Consider the following 21,434-nt stretch of genomic DNA (forward strand, 5'->3'; position numbering starts at 1 on the left):
GCCGGTGCCGGCGGTCTTACGGTGGGGTTGACGGGAGGGTGGCATGGATCGTTGGCAGTACCTCGGGGTGCTGGTGGCGTGCCTGGTGGTGACGTTCCCGCTGGAGTTCGTGGGGGCGGGGGTGTACCGGCGCTGGCGGTTGCTGGCCCGGGTGCTCCTGCCCGTGCTGGTGGTGTTCACGGCGTGGGACCTGGTGGCGATCGCGCGCGGGCACTGGACGTTCAGCGCGGCGTTCACGTCCGGGCTGGTGCTGCCGGGGGCGCTGCCGGTGGAGGAGGTGCTGTTCTTCCTGGTGGTGCCGGTGTGCGGGCTGTTGACCTTCGAGGCGGTGGACGCGTTGGCGCGGGGCGGGGGACGGGTTGGGTAGGGAGTACCTGCTGGCGGCGGCGCTGTCGGTGGTCGTGGTGGTGGCGCTGGAGTTGGCGGTGGTGCGGTCCGGGGTGTTCCGGCGTCCCGCGTACTGGGTGACCATGGCGATCGTCTTCGCGTTCCAGGTGCCGGTGGACGGGTGGTTGACCAAGCTGGACGCCCCGGTCGTGCACTACGCGGGGTGGGCGATCAGCGGGGTGCGGGTGCCGTGGGACATCCCGGTGGAGGACTTCATGTTCGGTTTCGCTTTGGTGACCTCGACCTTGGCGTTGTGGGTGCGGGCGTCCCGGCGGGAGTCGGTGTGACGCGCCGGCTCGCGGTCGGCGAGGTTCCCGGCGTGTGCGACACCGCTGCACGTGGGTACGACCTGCTGGTCGGCCTGATCGTCGGGCGGGCTCCCGATGCCTGATCGCAGGGCGGTGCGCCACGACCCGGTCCCGGGCCGGCCCTCGCTGCGCCGGCCGGAGCCCCGGGTGGTCGTCGTGGGCGGCGGGATCGCGGGACTGGCCGCCGCTGTGTTGCTGGCCGAACGCGGTGCGCGGGTCGTGCTGTGCGAACGGCAGCGGCACCTCGGCGGGCGGGTCGGGGGCTGGCCCACGCGGCTCGCGGACGGCAGTTCCGCCACCATGACCCGCGGGTTCCACGCGTTCTTCCGCCAGTACTACAACCTGCGCCGGCTGCTGCGCCGCGCCGACCCGCACGGCACCGCGCTGGTCGGCCTCCCGGACTACCCGCTGTGGCACGCCGACGGCCACCGGGACGGTTTCGCCGGACTGCCGGCCGCGGTGCCGTGGAACGCCCTGGGTTTCCTGGCCCGCAGCCCGACCTTCCGGTGGCGGGACCTGCGGGACGTGGACTCCCGTGCCGCGCTGCCGCTGCTGGACGTGGAGGTGCCTCGGACTTACGAGGAGTTGGACGGCCTCGACGCGGCCCGATACCTCTCGCTGCTGCGATTTCCCGGGCCGGCGCACGCGTTGGCGCTGGAGGTTTTTTCGCGCAGCTTCTTCGCCCACCCGGCCCGGATGTCGGCCGCCGAGCTGGTGACCATGTTCCACATCTACTTCCTGGGTTCCGGTGAGGGGCTGCTGTTCGACGTGGCCGCGGACCCGTTCCCGCACGGGTTGTGGGAGCCACTGGCCCGTTACCTCGGGGATCTGGGGGTGGAGGTCCGGCGGGGGACGGCGGTGTCGGCGGTGGAGCGGGGCGGGCGGCGGTTCGTCGTGCACGCGGACGAGCCGATCGACGCGGACGCGGTGGTGTTGGCGACTGATGTCGGTGGGTTGAGGGAAGTCGTTGGGTCGTCACCGGATCTGGGCTCGGCGGAGTGGCGGGCGGACATCGCCGCGCTGGAGACCGCGCCGCCGTTCCTGGTGTCGAGGTATTGGCTGGACCGGCCGGTCGCGCCGGACCGGCCGGGGTTCGTCGGGACCAGCGGGTACGGCCCGTTGGACAACGTGTCGGTGCTGGACCGGTACGAGCACGAGGCGCGGGCGTGGGCGGCGCGGACCGGTGGGGCGGTGGTCGAGCTGCACGGGTACGCGCTGCCGGCCGGGGTGGATCTTCGGCGGGAACTGTTGGACCAGCTCGGGGTGGTGTTCCCGGAGACCAAGGCGGCGCGGGTGGTGGACGAGCGGCACGAGCTGCGGTCGGACTGCCCGCTGTTCCCGCCCGGTGGGTTCGCGCGGCGGCCGGCGGTGGTGACGCCGGAGCCGTTCCTGGTGCTGGCGGGGGACTTGGTGCGCATCGACCTGCCGGTGGCGCTGATGGAACGTGCCGCCACCACGGGTTTCGCCGCCGCGAACGCGCTGCTGGCGCGGTGGGGCGTGCGCGGCACTCCACTGTGGACGGTGCCGACCCGGGGTCGGGTGCCGTTGCTGCGCGCGGTGGCCCGACGCTGGGGCCGCAACCCCGGCCTGGAGACGCCTTAGCGCTGGTCAGCCCGGCGACCGGCCTGAGGTGCGCAACGCGTAGCGCCGTTCGGCGTAGGCCAGGTCGTCTCGCCACAGCCTGGCGGCGGCCCACCGCATGAGGGGGCGCAGGACCGGTGCGGCGGGTCTTGCGAGCGCGAAGCCGGGCCGGGTGGAGTGTGCGATGGACGCCTCGATCACCGCCGTGCGGGCCGGCCCGACCGGGGTGGCGTGGGTTTCCACCACACTGCCTTCGCCTTCACCGGACACGATGTGCATGACCACCGTGCGCGGCTCGGGGCAGGTGAACTCGGCGAGCACCGGCACCCCGAAGCGGCCCGCGACCTTGAACGTCACCTCCACCCGGAACCGGTCCCGCTCCTCGGTGGCCGCCTCCAGCACCCGCAGGTTCGCGAAGGAGTAGGGGTGGAACCAGGCGCCGTGCCACGGGTCGAGCCGGTTGGCGACCACGTCGTCGGGTTCGCAGCGCCCGAACAGCGTGGTCACGGCGGCGATCGAGGTTCGGGGCGGTCGAACCGGCAGCACCGGGGCGGGCAGGGGTTCTTCGCCGCCCACGTCGTCCAGCCGCACCCACACCAGGACACCGTCGTCGTGGGTCGGGTACGGGCTCCAGCCGCCGAACCGGTCGCCGTCCAGCGCCAGGCCGTGCCAGCGGCACACCAGCCGCCCCCGGTGCACCGCACCGTCGCACAGCGGCGCACCGAGGTGCGGGCAGGCCCCCGGCCCGGCCCGCAACGAGCCGTCCGCGCCGCGCCACAGCACGACTTCGCGGCCCGCCACGGTCCGCCCCGCCGGCCGGTCCGGCCGGACCTCGCGGCACGCGCCCACCACGAACCAGTTTCCGGACGGCCTGGCCCGCGCCCGTTTCAGCGCGGCCTCGATCAGGGCGGGCTTCGCGTCGCGCCACGTCGGCTGCTGCTCGTGCCACGGCCGAGAGCGGAATCGCCGCAGGGGAACGTGCATGGTCGTCATCCCAGGGTGGTCGGGTCCAGCGGCCGCCGACAAGGGCCGTGCCACGGCGAGCCGTCCAGCTCGCGGTCGACTGACATCGGGTTCCTCTCGTCGGGCCGTGGCCCCACGCTAAGTCCGCGCACCGCGCCCTGCATGACGGGCGCACTCCCCGAGGCGCGCCCCGGTGCGGCACCGCGCCGGCTGGTCGACTGTGGACTGATCGCCGGATGTAGTCGTCGGTGAGCAGGTCGCACGCGCACCAGTCGCCGTCGCAGGGTTGACCGATTTCACTCCCGTACGGGCCGAGCCCGCGCATCAACGTGAGGATCTCGTCGCGTTCGGTCGTCCGCGCCCGGTGCGGCGGCGCGGGCCTGGAGTTGCCCGATGGGGAAGCGCGCGACGGAGCCCGAGATCAGCAACTGCATGTAGAGCGTCGCGGCTCCGGTCAGGTCGGGCAGCAGCGGACTGCGCCGTTCGACGCGGGCGCCACCGTCGACGAGCGGCTCGGGTGTGGACATGTGCCCCGACGCCCGTCCAGACTCCGCAGTCATGTCTTTCCGACTGGAAACCGTGACACCCGACAACGTCCTGGCCGCTTGCGCGCTGAAAGTCGAGCCGTGGCAGGAGGAATTCGTCGCGCCCGTCGCGGTGTCGCTCGCCGAGGCCTACGCCCAACCAGACGCCGCATGGCCCCGGTTGGTCTACGACGACGACCAACTCGCCGGGTTCATCATGGGCGGCTTCGACCCGGACTCCCCGATCGACTACTTCCGCTGCGGCATCTGGCGACTCAACGTCGCAGCTGGCCACCAGCGCACCGGATGCGGTCGGTTCGCCGTCGAGCAACTCTGCGCCGAGGCCCGCCGCCGGGGCCAGAACCGGGTCACCGTCCTGTGGGTGCCGCACCCCGACGGCCCCGAACAGTTCTACCTGCGGCTGGGCTTCACCCCGACCGGGCAGACCTTCCACGGCCAGACGGTTGCCGAGCGCTTCCTCGACTGACACCGACGGTGCCCGCGGCGACACCGCTGATGTTCTCGGGCTGTCGAGCGTCTGGGATCGTTCGAAATCGGCGTTCGGGACCATCGTGCGGTGAGAGCGAACACGCTGCGGTTGATCGGGTATTGGCTTGGCCCTGACGCCCTGACGCCCTGACGCCCTGACGCCCTGACGCCCTGACGCCCTGACGCCCTGACGCCCTGACGTCCGGGCGTCCGGGCGTCCGGGCGTTCGTCGATCCACCACTCGATCCCGCCGCGCGTGACCGAGTGGTGGATCACTTCCGGTCGTAGGGTGATCGGGTGACCAACATCGAGTTCTCCACGCCGTCCACGCTTCCGCAGCCCAACGGGTACAGCCACGTGGCTTCGATCGCTCCGGGCAGTCGGCTGGTGTGGACGTCGGGTCAGGTGCCGATCGCGGCGGACGGGACGGTCGCTGCGGCCGGTGACTGGGCGGCCCAGACTCGTCAGGTGATGAGCAACGTGGGCGCTGCGTTGGCTGCGGCGGGGGCGTCGTGGGCGGATGTGTTCAAGTTGACCTTCTACGTCACGGACACGTCGGGGTTGGCGACCGTGCGGGCGGTGCGTGACGAGTTCATCGACACCGAGCGGCCGCCGACGAGTTCGTTGGTGCAGGTGGCGGGGCTGTTCCGGCCGGATCTGCTGATCGAGGTGGAGGCCGTCGCGGCGGTGGCCGCGGACTGATGTCGGGACCCGTGCAACCTCCCCGGGGCTGACCGCGTTCTTAGCCCGTCCAAGATCTGCAGGAGGAATGCCGGTGGCCGGTTTCGATCAAGACTTCGCCGACTTCTACTCGGCGCGGTTCGACGCGGCGCGGCGCACCGCGTACGCGTTGTGCGGCGACTGGCTCGAGGCCGAGGAGTTGGCCCAGGGCAGCTTCGTCCGGCTGTACGCGAAGTGGCCGCGGGTGGCCGGCGGCAACGCGGAGGGCTACCTGCGCACCACCCTCGTCCGGCTCTTCCTCGACACCAGGCGGCGGGGCCGCGCGAAGGAACGCCTGGTCGCCGAGGCGCCCGAGCGGCCGGAGCACTCGAGGGAACTGGCGCGCGTGGACGAGCAGCAGTCGCTGCTGGCGGCGCTGCAGGACGTGCCACCGCGGCAGCGGGCCACGCTCGTGCTGCGCATCGTCCACGACCTGCCCGTCGAGCAGGTCGCGCAGGTGCTGCGGTGCTCGGCGGGCACCGTCAAAAGTCAACTGTCACGAGGGATGCAGGCGTTGCGGGCGGCGTACCGCGACGCCGACTCACCGGAGCGGAGCGTGTCGGATGTGGGATGACGACGACCTCGGGGCCGCGTTGCGGGCCGAACTCGCGGAACGGACCCCGCCGAGGCCCCGCGGCGGGTTGGTCGACGCGGTCGCCCGTGGTCGGCGGCGGCGTCGGCGCCACCAGCTCGGTGCCGCGGTGGCGACGGTGGCCGCGGTCGCCGGGGTGGCCTCGGTGGCGGTCAGCGCGGGAGCCCTGTCGTCCGGGGGCCAGGACGTCGCCGCGACCGGGACGTCCACGAGCGGGTCGAGCCCGAACGGAGTGCCGTGGCCGCGGGCCGACCTGCCCACGCACTCCCCGCGCACCACGTGGACTCCGGCGCCGACCGCACGACCACCGGCCGGCTGGCCGACCGGGCCGGTGCCCAGGTGCGAGGTCCCCGGCGCCACCGGCCGCGACCTGGACAGCGTCCGTGCCGACCTGACGGTGCTGCAGGAACGGGTCCGGCGGACCCTGATCGAGGTGAAGGGGGTGCCGTCGGTCAGCCGCCCGACGAGCCCGGCCTCGCAACCCGGCAGCAGCTCGTTGCCGTTGCCCGACGGCGTGGGCCTGCTGGTCGAGCGGAGGCTGTCGTCCACCGGGTCGAACGGTCGCGACGGGTTCGACTACACCGTCGACGTGGAGGACGCCGGGGGCACCGGCAGCGTGGTGCTCACCTTCGGCCGGTTCACCGGTGATCCGCTGACCGCGGCGGACGGGCAGGCGTACGACATGGGCAACTGCGCGCCACCGAAACGGCACGTGCTGGCGGACGGGACGGTGTTGCAGATCTACGACGTGGCGCCGAGCGACCCGTTCGCGTCGCTGACCCAGACCCTGCGGATCTACCGGCCTGACGGACAGCTGCACTCGCTGACGGTGCGGAACTTCGGCAGCCCGGACTTCGCCACCAACCGGCAGGACCCCGGGAACCCGCACCGGGTCGGCGCGGGCCGGCCGACGCTGCCGCTGACCGAAGCGCAACTCGCCGAACTGGGCCTGGCCATGGTGGGCTGACCCCTCCTTGCCCGTGGCGGCGGGTCGCCCCCACCGCTCTTCGTCCGGCCGGACCGCGAACTTGCGGGCGTGATTCGCATCGAGTAGGAATAGTCGAACGTGTGTTCGACCGGCCGGGTGAACGTGTTGCCCCGGTCGTGTCCCGCCGGCTTCCCCACGGCGAGCGGTCCTCGGGGAAGGTGTGGTGCGGGTGGGGTTCGACAGTCGGCCGGAGTTGCCCTGGAACGAGTTGGAACGGGCGTTGTCCGGGCGGGTCGACGGCGAGGGGCGGCGGTCGGCCGGGCCGCGCGGGGTCGACGGGTACGCGCGGGCCGGGGACCTGCTCGACCGGCGGGTCACGCGGGAAGCGCCCAACGCCCGGCGCGTCCCGTACGCGGAACTGCACTGCCACTCGAACTTCAGCTTCCTGGACGGGGCGAGCCACCCCGAGGAACTGGTGGAGGAGGCCGCGCGGCTCGGGCTGGACGCGGTGACGTTGACCGACCACGACGGGATGTACGGGGTGGTCCGGTTCGCGGAGGCCGCCCGTGACCTGGGGGTGCACACCGCCTACGGAGCGGAGTTGAGCCTGGGGTTGTCGGGGCCGCAGAACGGGGTGCCCGACCCGGAAGGGGAGCACCTGCTGCTGGTGGCGCGCGGCCCGGAGGGGTACCGGCGGCTGTGTTCGGTGATCTCGTCGGCGCACCTGCGGGGCGGGGAGAAGGGCCGTCCGGTCTACGACCTGGAGGAGGTGGTGGACGAACTGGCCGGGCACGTCCTGGCGTTGACCGGGTGCCGCAAGGGCATGGTGCGCAAGGCGTTGACCGACCACGGGCCGTGCGCGGCGGGGGAGCGGCTGGCGTGGCTGGTCGACCGGTTCGGGCGGCGCAACGTGGCGGTGGAACTCGTGGACCACACGCTGCCCGGCGACTCGCTGCGCAATGACGTGCTGGCCGGGCTGGCGGAGCGGGCCGGGGTGCCGACGGTGGCGACCAACCAGGTGCACTACGCGCACACCCGGGCGGGGCGGCTGGCGGGGGCGATGGCGGCGGTGCGGGCGCGGCGGTCGTTGGACGAGATGGCCGGGTGGTTGCCGCCCTTCGGGGCCGCCGCGCTGCGGTCGGGGATGCAGATGGCGTCGAGGTTCGCCCGGTACCCCGGCGCGGTGACGCGGACGGCGTTGCTGGCCATGGAGTGCGCGTTCGACCTCCAGGTGGTCGCGCCCAAGCTGCCGCCCTTCCCGGTGGACCCGGGGCACACCGAGGTGTCCTGGCTGCGGAAACTGACGGCCGAGGGCGCGCGGGACCGCTACGGGCCGCCCGAGGGCAACCCGCGGGCGTACGCGCAGTTGGAGCACGAGTTGGGCGTGATCGAGCGGCTCGACTTCCCCGGCTACTTCCTGATCGTGCACGACATCGTGGAGTTCTGCCGCCGCAACGACATCCTGTGCCAGGGTAGGGGTTCGGCGGCCAACTCCGCGGTCTGCTACGCGCTCGGCGTGACCAACGTGGACCCGGTGCGCTGGGACCTGCTGTTCGAGCGGTTCCTGTCGGTGGAGCGGGACGGGCCGCCGGACATCGACATCGACATCGAGTCCGACCGGCGCGAGGAGGTCATCCAGTACGTCTACGAAAAACACGGCAGGCGGCATTCCGCGCAGGTCGCCAACGTCATCACCTACCGGGCGAAGTCGGCGATCCGCGACGCCGCCCGCGCCCTCGGGTTCCCGCCCGGCACGCAGGACGCGTGGAGCAGGAACATCGACGGCTGGGGCACCGTGCACAGCGCCGCCGCCGAACACCGCGACAGCCCGACCCCGATCCCCGCCGCGGTGTGGCGGCTGGCCGCCCAGTTCGAGGGCTTCCCCCGGCACCTGGGCATCCACTCCGGTGGCATGGTCATCTGCGACCGCCCGGTGTCCGAGGTGGTGCCGGTCGAACACGCCCGGATGCCCGGCCGGACCGTGCTCCAGTGGGACAAGGACGACTGCGCCACCGCCGGCCTGGTCAAGTTCGACCTCCTGGGGCTCGGGATGCTCTCCGCGGTCCGCTACGCCCGTGACCTGATCGCCGAACACGACGGCGTCCACGTCGACCTCGCCCACCTCGACCTGGCCGACCCGCACGTGTACGACATGCTGTGCGCCGCCGACACGGTCGGGGTGTTCCAGGTCGAGTCCCGCGCCCAGATGGCCACCCTGCCCCGCCTCAAACCGCGCACCTTCTGGGACCTCGCCGTCGAAGTCGCGCTGATCCGCCCCGGCCCCATCCAGGGCGGCTCCGTGCACCCCTACATCCGCCGCCGGCAGGGCGAACCCTGGCAGCACGACCACCCGCTCCTCGCCCGTGCCCTGGACAAGACCCTCGGCGTGCCGCTGTTCCAGGAACAGGTCATGCAGATCGCCGTCGACGCCGCCGGGTTCACCCCCGGCGAGGCCGACGAACTGCGCCGTGCCATGGGCTCCAAGCGTGCACTGTCCAAAATGGACCGACTACGGGACCGGTTCTACCGGGGTGCGGCTGCGAACGGCATCCACGGCGACCTTGCCGACAAGATCTTCCTCCAGGTCCAGGCCTTCAGCGGCTACGGCTTCCCCCAGAGCCACGCGCTCGCGTTCGCCCACCTGGTGTTCACCAGCGCTTGGCTCAAGCGCTACCACCCCGCCGCGTTCTGCGCCGCCCTGCTCCGCGCCCAGCCGATGGGGTTCTACACGCCCCAGTCCCTGGTCGCCGACGCCCGCCGCCACGGCGTCAACGTCCGCCGGGCGGAGATCAACACCAGCCAGGCCCACGCTGTTCTGGAACCCGACCCCACCAGCACCGGCGGCCACGCCATCCGCCTGGGCCTGGCCGGCGTCCGCACCCTCGGAGACGACCTGGCCACCCTCATCGCCACCCACCGCGCCGCCCACGGCCCCTACACCAGCCTCGACGACCTGGCCCGCCGCACCCACCTGACCACCCCCCAACTGGAAGCCCTGGCCACCGCCGGCGCGTTGGCCGACCTCGAACCCGACCGCCGAGCCGCCCTCTGGAAAGCCGGCGCCGCCGCCCGCGAACACCCCACCACCCTCCCCGGCACGGCGAGCGTCACCACCGCCCCCGCCCTCCCCGGCATGACCGCGTGGGAACTCGTGATCGCGGACCTGTGGGGCACCGGCATCACCCCCGACACCCACCCCATCCACCTGGTCCGCACCTACCTCGACTCCCTCGGCGCCCTCCCGGCTGATCGGTTGGCCCACGTCCCCGACGGCACCCGCGTCCGCGTCGGCGGCGTCGTCACCCACCGCCAACGCCCCGGCACCGCCGGTGGCATCACGTTCCTGAACCTGGAAGACGAAACCGGCATGACCAACGTCGTCATCAGCGTCGGCCTGTGGACCCTCCACAAGAACACCGCCCGCAACGCCAACGCCCTGCTCGTCAGGGGCATCGTCGAAAACGCCACCGGCGCCGTCAACCTCGTCGCCGACCACCTCCAACCCCTCGACCTCCGCTTGGCCCTGAAGTCCCGCGACTTCCGGTGAACGTGAACGGAGCGGTCAGTCCAGGACGGCGTACGCCTCGACCTCCACGAGCACGTCCGGTTCGAACAGGTAGTCCACCCCGATCGCCGACAGCGGCGGCAGCGGGCGTGGCAGGCCGAGTTCGGTGGAGACCCGTTCGATGCCCGCGACGAAGTCGTCGTACTTGTCCGGACTCCACCGGGTGACGAAGAACCGCAACCGGACGACGTCGGCGAAGGACGCCCCGGCCCCGGCCAGGCCCCGTGCGGTGTTGCGCAACGCCTGGGCGACCTGCCCGGCAAGGTCGTCGGTGGCGACGGGGTTGCCCTCGGCGTCACGGGCGATCTGCCCGGCCACGTGCACGTGGCGGGTGCCGGTGGCGACCGAGACGTGGTGGTAGGGGACGGGGGCGAACATGCCTTCGGGTGTCGACAACCGCACTGCCATGGGTGACCTTTCGTAGTAGGTATCCGATGTCTACCTGGTATCGAAAGGGCACTTCAACGAGACTAGGTGTCATGCCGGAAACCACCCCCGCCCTCACCGAACGCCACCGCGAACTGCTGGACGAGGTCCTGGACAAGTGGTCGCTCCAGGTCCTCGACGCGTTGTGCGAGAACCCGTTGCGGTTCAACGGACTTCGCCGGGCGATCCCGGTGGTGACGCAGAAGTCGCTGACCGCGGCCCTGCGGAGGTTGGAACGCAACGGGATGGTGGAACGGGTCGTGATCGACACCCGGCCGGTCGCGGTGGAGTACCGCATCACGGTGTTGGGCAGGTCGTTGCAGGACCTGGTGGACGCGCTCCTGCACTGGACCACCACGACGCTGGACGAGGTCGACGCGGCCCGAGCCCGCTTCGACGCCCGGACGGGCCGCTGAACCACTCGGACATCAAGAGCTTGTCTCACGCACGATGGTCATCCGGGGCGCGAGCGGGCGCCGCTCCGCCACCGCCCCCCCGGTCGGTCGGCGCGCCGCCGACCGGGACCACCGGCACACCGGTGATCAGGAAGTCCGGGTCGCCCGCCCCGATCGCGTGCCACACGCGCTCGCGGTGCGGGACCGGCGGGGGACCCGGTGCAGCGACGCGGTGAGACCGTGCGCGCGGCAGTGCTCGGCGAACTTCGCGGCGAACGGTTCCGCCGCGTGCTCGGGGATGTCGTACAACCTGCGCCCGGCCTGGTGGTCGAAGGACCGCGCCGCGGCGTCGGGACCGACGACCTCGAAGTCGACCGCCGCGACACCGGCGGACGCCCCGACCTCATCAGGCGAGCGCTCCCCGGACCACAACCCGAGGTAGCCGCCATCCACCAGCACGAGCTCCCCGGACGGACAGGTCACCGAGCCGAGCACGCCATCATCCACGGCGGGCAGTCCACGAACCACGCGCACGCGCTGAGGCAGCCACCGCACCTCGCGGCACCACTGCCCTGACCAGCCCGGTCGACGGGGGCGACGGTCCACGGTGGAATGATTCCGGCCATGCCGTCGAACACCGCCCGCAGGGTCCGTGCCACCGAGAACTGGTTCGTGCGTGACGGCACGCCGACGATGATCGAAGGTTACGGGTTCCGCACCCACGTGTTGCCGCGGATGTTGCCGGCACTGGGCTTGGTCACGTTGGCCAGTCTGGTGTGGCTGGTGCCGCTGCGGTCGGCCGGGGGACAGCGGTGGGCGTTGTTGGCGGGGGTGTTGTTGGCGACGTTGGCCACATGGGTGGCGTTGCGGTTGTTCGTGCGGAGGTTGCCGCGGTTGTCGCGAGGGGCGACGATGGGCGTGCTCGCGGTGTACGCGGTGATGCCGGTGGCGGTGCCGTTGTTGCAGCTCGCGGTGGACGACACGGTGACGCCGCCCGGTGGCAGTGCCGTCGGGCTGCTGGGGTTCGTGATCTTCTTCGCCGCGGTGTTCGTGGGCACGATGCTGTCCACCACCTACGGGCTCGGCACGTTGCTGCGCCGGGCCGTCCGGCACGCGGTCAACGACCTGGCCAACAGCGTCCGCCTGCTGGGTCGGGCGCTGCCCGCGATGCTGTTCGTGACCCTGTTCCTGTTCTTCACCGGCGAGCTGTGGCAGGCGATGAACAACCTCGGCTGGTTCCGGGTGTCCCTGGTCGTCCTGCTGTTCAGCGCGATCACCGTCCTGGCCGCCGCCGCCCGCCTGCGCGACGAGATCGGCCGCGTCGAACAGGACCTGCGCCCCGAACGCCTCTCCGCCGCCTGCAAGGGCACCCCGCTGGCCTCCGTCGAGATCACCGAACCGCTCCACGCGACCCCGCTCAACGGCCGGCAGAACCGCAACCTGCTGCTCATGCTCGCCACCCGCCAACTCGTCCAGGCGGCCGTGGTGGGGCTGGCGCTGTTCGCGTTCTTCCTGGTGCTGGGTCTGATCGTGGTCACGCCGGAGACCGCCGAGCAGTGGATCGGCGGCACGCCGACGTTCGCCAAGCTCCTCCCGGGCATCCCGGTGGCCCTGCTGCGCAACGCGACCCTGTTCGCGGCGTTCGGCAGCATGTACTTCGCCATCACGTCGATGAGCGACGCCGACCACCGCCAGCAGTTCTTCGCCCCGATCATCGACGAGGTCGAGCGGACCCTGGCCGTGCGCGCGGTCTACCTGATGACCCTGCGGGCCTCATGAACCGGGGCGTTCGGTGGCGGTGATGTAGTCGGCCAGGGCCTGGCGGGAGCGGGTGAGGGAGTCGATCTCGGCGTCCAGGGCTTGCAGGCGGGCGCGCAGGCCGTCGAGGAGTTCGGGGCACGGCTTCAACTCGGGCACCGGCCCGGTGGTGCACGGCATCATGAAGGCGATGACCTCGGTCGACAGCCCGGCCCCGAGCAGGTTCCGGATCCGGTTCACGGTCACCACGGCGTCGTCCCCGTACTCCCGGTAACCGGCGGCACTCCGACTCGGCTTCAGCAGGCCCTGCGCCTCGTAGTAGCGCAGCTGGTGCGTGCGGACCCCGGTGCGCCGGCTCAGCTCCCCGATCAACACCCCGGCCTCCTCTTGACCTTCATACCGGTGTGAACGTCCATGATCCCCTCATCTGTTCCGACTCCATGGGGGAGCTGACCGATGCGAAAAGAGGTCCCGGTGGCCGTGATCGGCCTGGGCCTGATGGGGCAGGCACTGGCCGGGGCGTTCCTGCGCGCCGGACACCCGACGACCGTGTGGAACCGCACCGCGGCCAAGGCCGACCCGCTGGTTGCGGAGGGTGCGGCGCGGGCCGGGTCGGTGGCGGAGGCCGTGGCCGCCGGCTCGCTGGTGGTCGTGTGTGTCACGGACTATGCCGCGCTGGCCGGGTTGCGGCCGTTGATCGGTGCTGTGCTCGGCGGAAAAGTACTGGTGAACTTGACTTCGGGGACATCCGAGGAGGCGCGGGAGGCGGCCGAGTGGGTTGACGCGGTGGGCGCTGAGTACCTGGTCGGGGCGATCATGTCCATGCCGCAGGAGATCGGGACGGCGGAGTCGTTCATCCTCTACAGCGGGCCGCAGGCGGTTTTCGAGCGGTATGAGGCGGTTTTGCGGGCGCTTGGCGACGGGGTGGTGCACCTCGGGGACGACCACGGTCTGTCCACTTTGTACGCCGGCGCCGGGGTGAGCCTGATGTGGAGCCTGCTCAACGGGTTCCTGCACGGCGCGGCGCTGCTGGGTGCGGCCGGGGTGGACGCTTCGGCGTTCGTGCCGTTCGCGCGGCAGAACATCGAGACGGCGGCGGGGTGGTTGGCGGGGTACGCCCGGCAGGTCGACGACGGGGTGTACCCGGCGCTCGACGCGACGATCGAGAGTCACGCGGCGGCGATGGGGATGTTGGTCCACGAGAGCGAGGTGGCCGGGGTGAACGCGAGCCTGCCGAGGTTCGTCAAGGACTTGGCCGACCGTGCGATCGCCGAGGGGCACGGCGGAAACGGCTATGCCGCGATGGTGGAGGTGTTCCGCAAGCCGCGCGTTTAGGCTTCACCACCTGAACGTGAACTGGTACCAGGGGCCGTCGATCGGGACGTAGTAGTAGCCGTCGCCGGTCGCGTCCTTCGGCCGTTCGCCGGGGCAGTGGGCGAAACCCGTGGAGGCGAACAAGCCGCCGGCGCCGTCGACGTCGATCAGGGCGCAGTGCTGGTCGCGCGAGGTGCCGGTGACCGGGTAGATGCCCACCTGGCGCTCGGCCCGCCGCGGCTGCTCCGCGGCCAGCGCCTCCAGCGCGGGGCGGTGCAGGTGGAACATGAGGCGCTCGACGGGGCCGGACCCGCCGAGCGCCAACGCGGCCAGCAACGGCACCAGGGCCAGCGGCCACAGGCGGACCACCGTGCGCCACCGGGGAGGCGGCAGGTCCAGCAGGGCGGACAGACCGATGCCGAAGGCCACCACCAGCACGAGCATCCACAGGTACAAGGAGGAGATGGTCGCGGTGAAGTGCCCGCCGGGCATGCTGACCGACCAGAGGAACCACAGCGTCGCCACCGCGGCCAACCCGACCGGCAACCACAGCCGCACCCGACTCCAGTTGATCGTCACGTGCGCAAGGACGCATGGCCCGCGCGCGGGTTGCTCAGGAATCCGGCGGTGGGGGACAGTCTCAGGTGCTGGGTTCGACTCACCCGGTCGGTCAGGTCCGGTGGCACCTGCTGCCACACTTCCGCGAGTCGCCGCTCGTGCTCCCGGTGGTGCTCCTCGTCGGGGAACGCCGCCAGCCACACGAACACGTTCTCCCCGGTGCGCACCGGCAGCGCGGGGTAGGTGTTCTCCGCCGGTTCGGTCCGGAAGCAGGCCAGGGGCGGTGCGCCGGTCGCGGCCAGCACGGGTGCCACGGTCTCCTCGAAGAACCCGACGAACTCGTCCGCGTCGGTCGCCAGGTGGTAGACGGTGATCGCCACCCGCGTCGACCCCGGCGGCATGATCGGTCCGGAGAACGAGGTGGGGCGCAGGAGCAGGGCGTCGCTGGTGTCGAGCATGGTGGCCCGCGCGGCGGCGCTGTGCTCGCGCCACGCGGCTCCGTGGACGTAGAAGGCGGTCAGCGCCTCGCGCCGGGCGTCCATGTCCGGGAACGCCCGCAGCCACACGAACCGGTCCGGGCGGTCTTCGTCGCGGAACCGGCCGAGGACGCGGATCCCGACCTCCTCCTGGGTCGTCACGAACTCCCGGTCGAACAACTCGATCAACACGTCCCGCTGCCCGGGACGCAAGGTGTACTGCCGCAACTCGACGACGTTCAGGTTCACGCCGGAGACGGTGCCGGCGCGACCCGGCGACCACGAGTGGCAGGACTTCCACTATTCGCACGATTCCTGCCAGACTCGGGCGCATGAGGTCCGTGGCCCTGGCCGTGATCGACGACATGCCGCTGTTCGAGCTGGCAATCGCCTGCGAGGTCTTCGGGCCGCAACGGACCGACCTGGCCGACCCCTGGTACGACCTGCGGCTGTGCGCGGCGGACCCGGCCGGCACCCGCAGCGAGTTCGGCTTCTGGCAGCGCGCCGACCACGGCCTGGACGCGCTGGCCGACGCCCACACGGTCGTGGTCCCGGCGTTGCCGTACGCGTGCGTCCAGTCCGGACAGCCCATCCCGTCGGCCCTGGTGGAGGCGGTGCGCGCCGCCGCCGACGCGGGCGCGCGGATCGTGTCGCTGTGCACCGGGTCCTTCGTCCTGGCGGCGGCGGGCCTGCTCGACGGCAGGCGGGCCGCGACGCACTGGATGTACGCCGCCACCCTCGCGATGCTGCACCCGAAAGTGCAGGTGGACGACTCCGTCCTCTACGTGGACGACGGTGACGTGCTCACCAGCGCGGGCCGCAGCGCCGGGATCGACCTGTGCCTGCACGTGGTCCGCGCGGACCTCGGCGCGCACGTCGCCAACCAGGTCGCCCGCCGCATGGTCCTGCCCGCGCACCGCACCGGGGGACAGGCCCAGTACACCGCCCTGTCCGTCCCGGACACCGACGACACCGGCCTGGGTCCGCTCCTGCACTGGGCCACCGAGCACCTCGACCAGCCGCTCACCGTGGACGACCTCGCACGCCAGGCGGGCATGAGCGCCCGCACGTTCGTCCGGCGCTTCCACGACGCGACCGGGACGACGCCGTTGCAGTGGCTGCTCACCCAACGCGTCATCCGCGCCCGGACCCTGCTGGAGACCACCGACCTGCCCGTCGACCAGGTCAGCGACCGCAGCGGCCTGGGTTCGGCGGCCAACCTGCGCCGCCACTTCGCCGCCCACCTCGGCGTGACCCCGACCCAGTACCGCCGCGCCTTCTCCTGACCCGCCGATGTCCGCAACCGGTCACGGTGCGGCACGCCCGGCCCGGCACCCGGAACCCTTGGGGCACCACGACCCGAAGGGAGGCACATGGGCCTGGACATGGACGTCGACCAGACCGGCCACGAGGTGAACCTGCTCGACGCGATCGGCGACGACCTCGGCCGCGCGTGGCGCGGCGCGCCCAGCAGGCGGCCGGCATCGCGAACCGGTACGCGGACGTGCTCGTCGCCAGCCAAGCGGATCATCATCGACGTCATCACGCGCACCGAAGCCCAGTACATCCGACTGCGGTGTCCCGCGCCGGGTTTCACGCTGGAGATCCCGGACTGAGCCAACGAAACTCTTTCGTCATTGAGACGTGCATTCGCGTCCGATCGGCTGACAGCGGAACCGTTGCCCGCCATGCGAAAGTGAGCGCCGGAACCCGCCCCTCGACGATGAGGAGAAGACGGATGAAGGCAAGAACCCTGTTACGCCTGGCCGGAACCGTCGCCGCCGCGTTGGTGGCCACGACGGTGGCGACGGCACCGGCCCAGGCCGCGCTCGGCCCCGCGCAACCGGTGGAGATCCAGCTGCGCGGCTACTCGTCCAGCGGTTACGAGACCAAGGTGGGGCACCTGAGCGGCACCATCCGGTTCGACGACGGCAACGCGCTCTACCGGCTCGACGTGACGATGAACCGGCAGTCCAGCTACGTGGACACCAAGCTGCGGATCGACGTGAACGGCGCGCCGCACCAGCACTTCTACCAGTCCGGCACGATCAACGCCGACTTCCCGTACGGCGGCACGGTGCAGAACGTGCGACTGGTCTTCGAGGGCCTCTACTTCGACGGCGCCACGAACACCGCGAAGCCGATCACGCGCAGCGCGTTCTACGACAACCCGTTCAACTGACCGGGTGGTGCGGCGAGCCGGCGCGGGCGGTGGTGCCGCGCCGGCCCGGCCCCTCAGGGTTCGTAGCGGAACGAGGCTTGGCCGCCGCGCACGCACACCGACCTGCCCACCTCCTCCGACGTCTGGAACGCCGAAACCTCGGCCTGGTACCGGCCCATCGCGGTGAAGTCCATGCCCTGCACGGGTGTGGCGCGCAGGTAGTCGTCCACGTGCAGGCGCGCGACACCGTCGGCGCCGGTGTCCGCCGACCCCACCACGGCACCGCCCTCGGGCGGCCACCCGAGCCGGAACTCCAGCACCAGCCCGGCGACCGGCTTCCCGCCGTCGACGGCCCGGGCCTGGAGGTCCAGATCGGCCGTGGGCGCGCCACCACCCCGGATGACCACCGGTTCGACGGTCACCGCCGTGTCGCATTCGTCCCCACCGCCGGTCGTGCAAGCCGCCCCGCCCAGGGCGAGCGCGACCATTACTGCTCCAAGTCGTTCCGCAGCCAAGGCCCCATCCCCCTCGACCGGACACTACTCGACCGCGCCGGTATTTCCGGGGGCTTCGGCCGATCCGAGGACATGTGTGGGAAGCGACGATCGTGCCGCGGTCCCTGGACGTCGAGTTGCCCCGGCTGCGGTTGGTCGACCGGCTCGCGGGTCGGTGGGAGCGGCCGGTGACGGTGGTGGTGGCCGGGGCCGGGTTCGGGAAGACGACGGTGTTGGCGCAGGCCGTGCGGGCGCACCTGCTGGAGCCGCGCGGGGTGGACGTGTGGGTGGACTGCGCGCCGGTCCACGAGAGCGCGGAGGCGTTGGCGGGGGCGCTGCTCGACGCGCTGCCGGGGCCGAGGGGGCGCGGTGCGCGGGCGGTGATCGACGCGTTGGTGCGGATGGCGCCTTTGGACGTGTGCCTGGTGCTCGACGACGTGCACGAGATCCCGTCCGGGTCGCCTGGTGCGGCGTTGTTGGCCGAACTCGTGCGGGGGTTGCCGGCGACGGCGCACCTGGTGTTGTGCGGGCGGGAGTTGCCGGACCTGCCGTTGGCGCGGCGGGAGGCGGCGGGGGAGGTGTTGCGGGTCGGCGCGGACGAGTTGTCGTTCACCGAGACCGAAGTCCGGGCGCTGGGGCGTGGGCTCGGGCGGGACCCGGCGTTGGCGGCGGCGGTGCGCGGGTGGCCTGCGTTGGTGCGGTTGGCGTTCGAGGCCGGGCCTTCGGCGCCGTGGCGGTACGCGCAGGAAGAGATCCTGGCTCGGCTGCCGGACGGGCAGCGTGATGCCCTGGCGGCACTGGCCGCTCTGCACACCGCGACGGACGACGAGGTCGCGGCGGTGACCGGCGAACCGGTCGTTCTGGCGGAGTTGGCGCGGCGGGTGCCGTTGGTCGGGGTGCTGGAGGACGGGCGGTATCGGGCGCACGAGCTGTGGGCGGAAGCGCTGTCCGTGGAGACCCGGCGGTTGCACCGGCGCGCTGCGGAGGTGTTGACCGCACGAGGTGATCTGGCGCGGGCGGGTGCGTTGGCCCGGCGTGGCGGGGACTGGGGACTGCTGGCCGAGTTGGCGGTGGTGCTGGTGAACACGACGTTGTCGGCGTTGCCGGTGGTCACCGCGCGGCGCTGGCTGGAGCGGGTGCCGGACATCGCGCGCGACGAACCGGCCTTCCTCCTGCTGCACGCGGCCGTCCTGCACGCGAGCGACTTCGCCGACCCGCGCATCGACCCGCTGCTCGACCGGGCCTGGCAGGGCCTGAAGCACACCGCCGTGCTGGGCCAGGCCGTCATCACCGCGCACTCGCGGGCCGACCTGCCCCGGTTGGCCGAACTGGCGCGGCGGGCGGGGGAGTTGCGCGGCGCTCCGACCGCGATCGCGTTGGTACTGCGGCACAGCGTGGCGGCGACCCTGGCCGAGGTCGGCGGGGACCCGGAGGCAGCGCTCGCCGAGATCGAACGGGCGCCCGTGGTGGACGTGCCGCGCCCGGTCGCGCTCGCGACGGTCCGGTTCCACTACCACTGCCTCAACATGTGCGGGCGCGCCGGGGAAGCCGCCGACCTCGCCGACGAGGCGCTGGCCGACGCCGACGAGCAACACCTGCGGCTCAACGGGCCGATCGCGCGCTGGTTCGACGGCGACCCGGCCGACCTGGCCGTTCTCCGGGGTGCACCGCTGGACGGCACGGCCCGGGATTCCTTCGTGTCGGCCGCTTTCCAAGCCGTGATCGCCGCGTGCTGCGGTGATTCGGGGGACTGGTGCCCGCTGCCGTGCGGCGACCCGGCGGGCCACGACAACCCCCGGGACGCGGTGCTGGCCTGCGCCGCGCGTGCCGCCGTCCTGGTCGGTGGCGGGCAGGAAGCGTTGGCGCGCCGGACGTTCGCGGACCACTTGGCGCGGTGGCCGGTGACGGACCGGTTCCACGAGCGGCACCTGCGGCGGTTCCTGGCCCTGGGGTACGTGCTCAGCGACGTCCTGCGGGCGGTGTGGGACCGGACCGACCTCGGGCCGTCGCACGCCAAGGCCCGTGCCGCCGCTCGTGCGCTGGTCCTGGCCCGGGCCGGGGACGTCGGTCCGGCGGCGCGGCTGCCGTTCGAGCACGCGTTGTGCTTCCTGCCGTTGCCGTGGTCGGTTGAGCTGGCGGCACGCTTGGCGGAGGTGGGCGACCTCGGTCTGGGCGGGTGGTTGGCTGATGTTCTTGGACCGGTCGTGCACCGGTCGCTTCGGTCCGCCCCACCGCGCGGGGGAGCGGCGCGGCTGCTCGCCGCTGTGCCCCCGCCGCCCGTGACCCGGACCCGCGTGGACGTGCTCGGCGCCATGCGGGTCACCCGGGACGGCGCGCCGGTCGACCCGCCGGAGCTGCGTCGCGTCCGGGTCCGGCAACTGCTGGCCGCCCTGGTGGTGCGGCCGGTGCTGACCCGCGAGCAGGCGTGCGGGCTGCTGTGGCCCGACCTCGACCCCGCCGACGCGGCGCGCAACCTGCGGGTCACCCTGACCCACCTGCGCCGCCTGCTCGACCCCGACCGCGCCCGCGGTGACGCGAGCTTCCACCTGCGCACCACGGGGGACGCGATCCGCCTGGTCCGGTCGAAGTGGCTGGAGGTGGACCTGTGGCGGTTGGACGCGCTGAACGCCGAGGTGCGCGCCGCCCGTGCCGAGGGCGATCTCGACCGGGCCACGGAATTGCTGGCCGAGGCGGTGGAGCTGTGGCGCGGCGATCCGCTGTCCGACCTGCTGGACCTGCCGGCCGCCGAGCCGGGCCTGGAGGCCGACCGGCTGCGGGCGCTGCACGGTCGGAACCTGCTGGACCTGGGCGAGCTGTGCCTGGTGTCCGGTGAGCCGTCCCGGGCCTGCTACCTGGCTGAACGCGTCCTCGCCGGCGACCCGTTCGCACCCCGCGCCCACCGCCTCCTGCTCGCCGCGGCGCTGAAGAGCCGCGACCCCGCGCGTGTCACGGCCGCCCGGACCACCGTCGTCGCGGCGCTGTCCCAGCTCGGCACGCCGCCGGACGGGGCGACCGCGTTGCTGCTGCGGCAGGCGCTGCTCCCGGCCGCTGGTCGGGAGCAGCGCGGGGCGGTGGTCAGCAGTCGATGACGACCTCGTCGTTGGGGCAGCTGTCGCCGACGGGTGCGCCGCCGTTGGCGGTGTCGCCCTCGATGTGCGGGCCGCCGTCGAGCGTGTCGAGCCCGTCGCCGCCCGCCATCCGGTCGTCGCCGGGACCGCCGAACACGCTGTCCTCGCCGTCGCCCGCGATCACGTCGTCGTTGCCGAGGCCGCCGAAGACGGTGTCGTTGCCGATGCCCGCGTCGACGTTGTCGTCACCTTCCTGCGCGAACACCAGGTCGTCGCCCGGCCCCGCGTAGACCACGTCGTTGCCCGCCAACGCGCAGATGACGTCGTTGCCCGCCAGCCCGGCGATCTGGTCGGCGGCGGGCGAGCCCAGGATGACGTCGGCCCCGTTGGTCCCGACGGTGGGCACGCCCGGCACGGCGTAGATCGTGGGCTCCAACCCGTAGCAGGGCTGGGCCCACGGCGGCGGCGGGTCGTCCGCGACCGCGACCCCACCCGCGGCGAGCACCCCACCCGCCGCCACGGCCGCCACCGCGACCAGCCGAGTACGCATGTTCATGACAGAGCCTCCCTTGTCCGATGGCCCTTCGGCCACGGGACGAGGCTGCGCGCCCGGCGTTAGCCGACCGCTAACCGATCCGGTGAACCCTTTCGCGCGTTCGCGCCCTCTTGTGCGGGTCACAACCGGTTCGAAGGGAACTCCGCAGTGCTCACACCAGGCTCCGCCGCT

General features: G+C 72.3%; 23 protein-coding genes and 1 pseudogene. 15 read left to right on the top strand and 9 right to left on the bottom strand.

Annotated elements, in window-relative coordinates; all coding sequences use genetic code 11:
* Positions 1-43: 43 nt before the first annotated feature.
* The 3 genes from RIN75_RS23915 to RIN75_RS23925 all read left to right on the top strand — a co-directional run bounded on the left by RIN75_RS23915 (position 44) and on the right by RIN75_RS23925 (position 2,297).
* On the top strand, positions 44-367 hold the full coding sequence (locus RIN75_RS23915; protein ID WP_309114241.1) for a lycopene cyclase domain-containing protein: 324 nt from the start codon (positions 44-46) through the stop codon (positions 365-367).
* Positions 360-674 (top strand): lycopene cyclase domain-containing protein, encoded by a 315-nt coding sequence (locus RIN75_RS23920; RefSeq protein ID WP_309114242.1) that lies wholly within the window; start codon positions 360-362, stop codon positions 672-674. Before RIN75_RS23915 ends, RIN75_RS23920 begins: the two co-directional genes overlap by 8 nt.
* A 96-nt stretch (positions 675-770) precedes the next feature.
* Complete coding sequence (locus tag RIN75_RS23925; RefSeq protein ID WP_309114243.1) at positions 771-2,297, top strand: FAD-dependent oxidoreductase; 1,527 nt, start codon at positions 771-773, stop codon at positions 2,295-2,297.
* Between the two features lie 6 nt (positions 2,298-2,303).
* Here the strand turns inward: RIN75_RS23925 and RIN75_RS23930 are convergent, their stop codons facing one another.
* Both RIN75_RS23930 and RIN75_RS23935 read right to left on the bottom strand, forming a co-directional pair.
* On the bottom strand, positions 2,304-3,260 hold the full coding sequence (locus RIN75_RS23930; protein WP_309114244.1) for a DUF5914 domain-containing protein: 957 nt from the start codon (positions 3,258-3,260) through the stop codon (positions 2,304-2,306).
* A 323-nt stretch (positions 3,261-3,583) separates the two neighbouring features.
* Positions 3,584-3,748: pseudogene (locus RIN75_RS23935) on the bottom strand (amidase); the annotation flags it as partial.
* A 49-nt stretch (positions 3,749-3,797) separates the two neighbouring features.
* Between RIN75_RS23935 and RIN75_RS23940 the strand changes: the two are divergent.
* From RIN75_RS23940 to RIN75_RS23960, 5 genes are all read left to right on the top strand, one after another.
* Entirely contained in the window at positions 3,798-4,250 is a 453-nt protein-coding gene (locus tag RIN75_RS23940; protein ID WP_309114245.1) for a GNAT family N-acetyltransferase, read from the top strand.
* Between the two features lie 299 nt (positions 4,251-4,549).
* On the top strand, positions 4,550-4,954 hold the full coding sequence (locus tag RIN75_RS23945; protein WP_309114246.1) for a RidA family protein: 405 nt from the start codon (positions 4,550-4,552) through the stop codon (positions 4,952-4,954).
* A gap of 73 nt (positions 4,955-5,027) precedes the next feature.
* The gene (locus RIN75_RS23950) at positions 5,028-5,546 is read left to right on the top strand and encodes a SigE family RNA polymerase sigma factor (protein WP_309114247.1); all 519 of its coding nucleotides are present in this window, start codon (positions 5,028-5,030) and stop codon (positions 5,544-5,546) included.
* On the top strand, positions 5,536-6,531 hold the full coding sequence (locus RIN75_RS23955) for a hypothetical protein (RefSeq protein ID WP_309114248.1): 996 nt from the start codon (positions 5,536-5,538) through the stop codon (positions 6,529-6,531). Before RIN75_RS23950 ends, RIN75_RS23955 begins: the two co-directional genes overlap by 11 nt.
* A gap of 190 nt (positions 6,532-6,721) precedes the next feature.
* Positions 6,722-10,039, top strand: coding sequence for an error-prone DNA polymerase (locus RIN75_RS23960; RefSeq protein ID WP_309114249.1), 3,318 nt, complete (start codon positions 6,722-6,724; stop codon positions 10,037-10,039).
* Between the two features lie 15 nt (positions 10,040-10,054).
* On the opposite strand, the gene RIN75_RS23965 is transcribed toward RIN75_RS23960, so the two are convergent.
* Positions 10,055-10,465: a RidA family protein gene (locus tag RIN75_RS23965; protein WP_309114250.1), complete on the bottom strand. Its 411-nt coding sequence runs from the start codon at positions 10,463-10,465 to the stop codon at positions 10,055-10,057.
* Positions 10,466-10,536: 71 nt separating this feature from the next.
* On the opposite strand from RIN75_RS23965, the gene RIN75_RS23970 reads away from it, so the two are divergent.
* On the top strand, positions 10,537-10,899 hold the full coding sequence (locus RIN75_RS23970; protein ID WP_309114251.1) for a helix-turn-helix domain-containing protein: 363 nt from the start codon (positions 10,537-10,539) through the stop codon (positions 10,897-10,899).
* A gap of 126 nt (positions 10,900-11,025) precedes the next feature.
* On the opposite strand, the gene RIN75_RS23975 is transcribed toward RIN75_RS23970, so the two are convergent.
* Positions 11,026-11,385, bottom strand: a complete 360-nt coding sequence (locus RIN75_RS23975; RefSeq protein WP_309114252.1) for a hypothetical protein — start codon at positions 11,383-11,385, stop codon at positions 11,026-11,028.
* 117 nt (positions 11,386-11,502) lie between these two features.
* On the opposite strand from RIN75_RS23975, the gene RIN75_RS23980 reads away from it, so the two are divergent.
* Entirely contained in the window at positions 11,503-12,657 is a 1,155-nt protein-coding gene (locus RIN75_RS23980; protein WP_309114253.1) for a hypothetical protein, read from the top strand.
* Here the strand turns inward: RIN75_RS23980 and RIN75_RS23985 are convergent.
* Positions 12,652-13,011, bottom strand: a complete 360-nt coding sequence (locus RIN75_RS23985; RefSeq protein ID WP_309114254.1) for a MerR family transcriptional regulator — start codon at positions 13,009-13,011, stop codon at positions 12,652-12,654. The genes RIN75_RS23980 and RIN75_RS23985 overlap by 6 nt on opposite strands.
* An 81-nt stretch (positions 13,012-13,092) precedes the next feature.
* Here RIN75_RS23985 and RIN75_RS23990 point away from each other — a divergent pair, with 81 nt between their 5' ends.
* Positions 13,093-13,971 carry an NAD(P)-binding domain-containing protein gene (locus tag RIN75_RS23990; protein WP_309114255.1) on the top strand — a complete coding sequence of 293 codons (879 nt, stop codon included), beginning with the start codon at positions 13,093-13,095 and terminating at the stop codon, positions 13,969-13,971.
* Positions 13,972-13,974: 3 nt separating this feature from the next.
* On the opposite strand, the gene RIN75_RS23995 is transcribed toward RIN75_RS23990, so the two are convergent.
* Both RIN75_RS23995 and RIN75_RS24000 read right to left on the bottom strand, forming a co-directional pair.
* The gene (locus RIN75_RS23995; RefSeq protein ID WP_309114256.1) at positions 13,975-14,529 is read right to left on the bottom strand and encodes a hypothetical protein; all 555 of its coding nucleotides are present in this window, start codon (positions 14,527-14,529) and stop codon (positions 13,975-13,977) included.
* On the bottom strand, positions 14,526-15,233 hold the full coding sequence (locus RIN75_RS24000) for an NIPSNAP family protein (protein ID WP_309114257.1): 708 nt from the start codon (positions 15,231-15,233) through the stop codon (positions 14,526-14,528). Before RIN75_RS24000 ends, RIN75_RS23995 begins: the two co-directional genes overlap by 4 nt.
* A gap of 83 nt (positions 15,234-15,316) precedes the next feature.
* On the opposite strand from RIN75_RS24000, the gene RIN75_RS24005 reads away from it, so the two are divergent.
* The 3 genes from RIN75_RS24005 (at position 15,317) to RIN75_RS24015 (ending at position 17,166) form a co-directional block, all read left to right on the top strand.
* Positions 15,317-16,270: a helix-turn-helix domain-containing protein gene (locus tag RIN75_RS24005; protein ID WP_309114258.1), complete on the top strand. Its 954-nt coding sequence runs from the start codon at positions 15,317-15,319 to the stop codon at positions 16,268-16,270.
* Between the two features lie 87 nt (positions 16,271-16,357).
* The gene (locus tag RIN75_RS24010) at positions 16,358-16,600 is read left to right on the top strand and encodes a hypothetical protein (protein ID WP_309114259.1); all 243 of its coding nucleotides are present in this window, start codon (positions 16,358-16,360) and stop codon (positions 16,598-16,600) included.
* A gap of 122 nt (positions 16,601-16,722) precedes the next feature.
* On the top strand, positions 16,723-17,166 hold the full coding sequence (locus RIN75_RS24015; RefSeq protein WP_309114260.1) for a hypothetical protein: 444 nt from the start codon (positions 16,723-16,725) through the stop codon (positions 17,164-17,166).
* A gap of 53 nt (positions 17,167-17,219) precedes the next feature.
* Here the strand turns inward: RIN75_RS24015 and RIN75_RS24020 are convergent, their stop codons facing one another.
* Positions 17,220-17,633 (bottom strand): hypothetical protein, encoded by a 414-nt coding sequence (locus RIN75_RS24020; RefSeq protein ID WP_309114261.1) that lies wholly within the window; start codon positions 17,631-17,633, stop codon positions 17,220-17,222.
* Between the two features lie 119 nt (positions 17,634-17,752).
* Between RIN75_RS24020 and RIN75_RS24025 the strand changes: the two genes are divergently transcribed.
* Positions 17,753-20,728, top strand: a complete 2,976-nt coding sequence (locus RIN75_RS24025) for a BTAD domain-containing putative transcriptional regulator (RefSeq protein ID WP_309114262.1) — start codon at positions 17,753-17,755, stop codon at positions 20,726-20,728.
* Here the strand turns inward: RIN75_RS24025 and RIN75_RS24030 are convergent.
* Entirely contained in the window at positions 20,715-21,263 is a 549-nt protein-coding gene (locus RIN75_RS24030) for a calcium-binding protein (protein ID WP_309114263.1), read from the bottom strand. The two genes, RIN75_RS24025 and RIN75_RS24030, sit on opposite strands and share 14 nt — an antisense overlap.
* Positions 21,264-21,434: the final 171 nt, after the last annotated feature.

Source organism: Saccharothrix sp. (genome assembly GCF_031180885.1).
GTDB lineage: Bacteria > Actinomycetota > Actinomycetes > Mycobacteriales > Pseudonocardiaceae > Actinosynnema.

What these genes read in the sequence shown, in the direction of transcription:
- RIN75_RS24015 (WP_309114260.1), top strand. Translation starts at nt 16,723, where the DNA reads ATGAAGGCAAGAACCCTGTTACGCCTGGCCGGAACCGTCGCCGCCGCG.
- RIN75_RS23970 (WP_309114251.1), top strand. Translation starts at nt 10,537, where the DNA reads ATGCCGGAAACCACCCCCGCCCTCACCGAACGCCACCGCGAACTGCTG.
- RIN75_RS23955 (WP_309114248.1), top strand. Translation starts at nt 5,536, where the DNA reads ATGTGGGATGACGACGACCTCGGGGCCGCGTTGCGGGCCGAACTCGCG.
- RIN75_RS23915 (WP_309114241.1), top strand. Translation starts at nt 44, where the DNA reads ATGGATCGTTGGCAGTACCTCGGGGTGCTGGTGGCGTGCCTGGTGGTG.
- RIN75_RS24030 (WP_309114263.1), bottom strand. Translation starts at nt 21,263, where the DNA reads ATGAACATGCGTACTCGGCTGGTCGCGGTGGCGGCCGTGGCGGCGGGT.
- RIN75_RS23980 (WP_309114253.1), top strand. Translation starts at nt 11,503, where the DNA reads ATGCCGTCGAACACCGCCCGCAGGGTCCGTGCCACCGAGAACTGGTTC.
- RIN75_RS24020 (WP_309114261.1), bottom strand. Translation starts at nt 17,633, where the DNA reads ATGGTCGCGCTCGCCCTGGGCGGGGCGGCTTGCACGACCGGCGGTGGG.
- RIN75_RS23940 (WP_309114245.1), top strand. Translation starts at nt 3,798, where the DNA reads ATGTCTTTCCGACTGGAAACCGTGACACCCGACAACGTCCTGGCCGCT.
- RIN75_RS23965 (WP_309114250.1), bottom strand. Translation starts at nt 10,465, where the DNA reads ATGGCAGTGCGGTTGTCGACACCCGAAGGCATGTTCGCCCCCGTCCCC.
- RIN75_RS24005 (WP_309114258.1), top strand. Translation starts at nt 15,317, where the DNA reads ATGAGGTCCGTGGCCCTGGCCGTGATCGACGACATGCCGCTGTTCGAG.
- RIN75_RS23990 (WP_309114255.1), top strand. Translation starts at nt 13,093, where the DNA reads ATGCGAAAAGAGGTCCCGGTGGCCGTGATCGGCCTGGGCCTGATGGGG.
- RIN75_RS24010 (WP_309114259.1), top strand. Translation starts at nt 16,358, where the DNA reads ATGGGCCTGGACATGGACGTCGACCAGACCGGCCACGAGGTGAACCTG.
- RIN75_RS23925 (WP_309114243.1), top strand. Translation starts at nt 771, where the DNA reads ATGCCTGATCGCAGGGCGGTGCGCCACGACCCGGTCCCGGGCCGGCCC.
- RIN75_RS23930 (WP_309114244.1), bottom strand. Translation starts at nt 3,260, where the DNA reads ATGCACGTTCCCCTGCGGCGATTCCGCTCTCGGCCGTGGCACGAGCAG.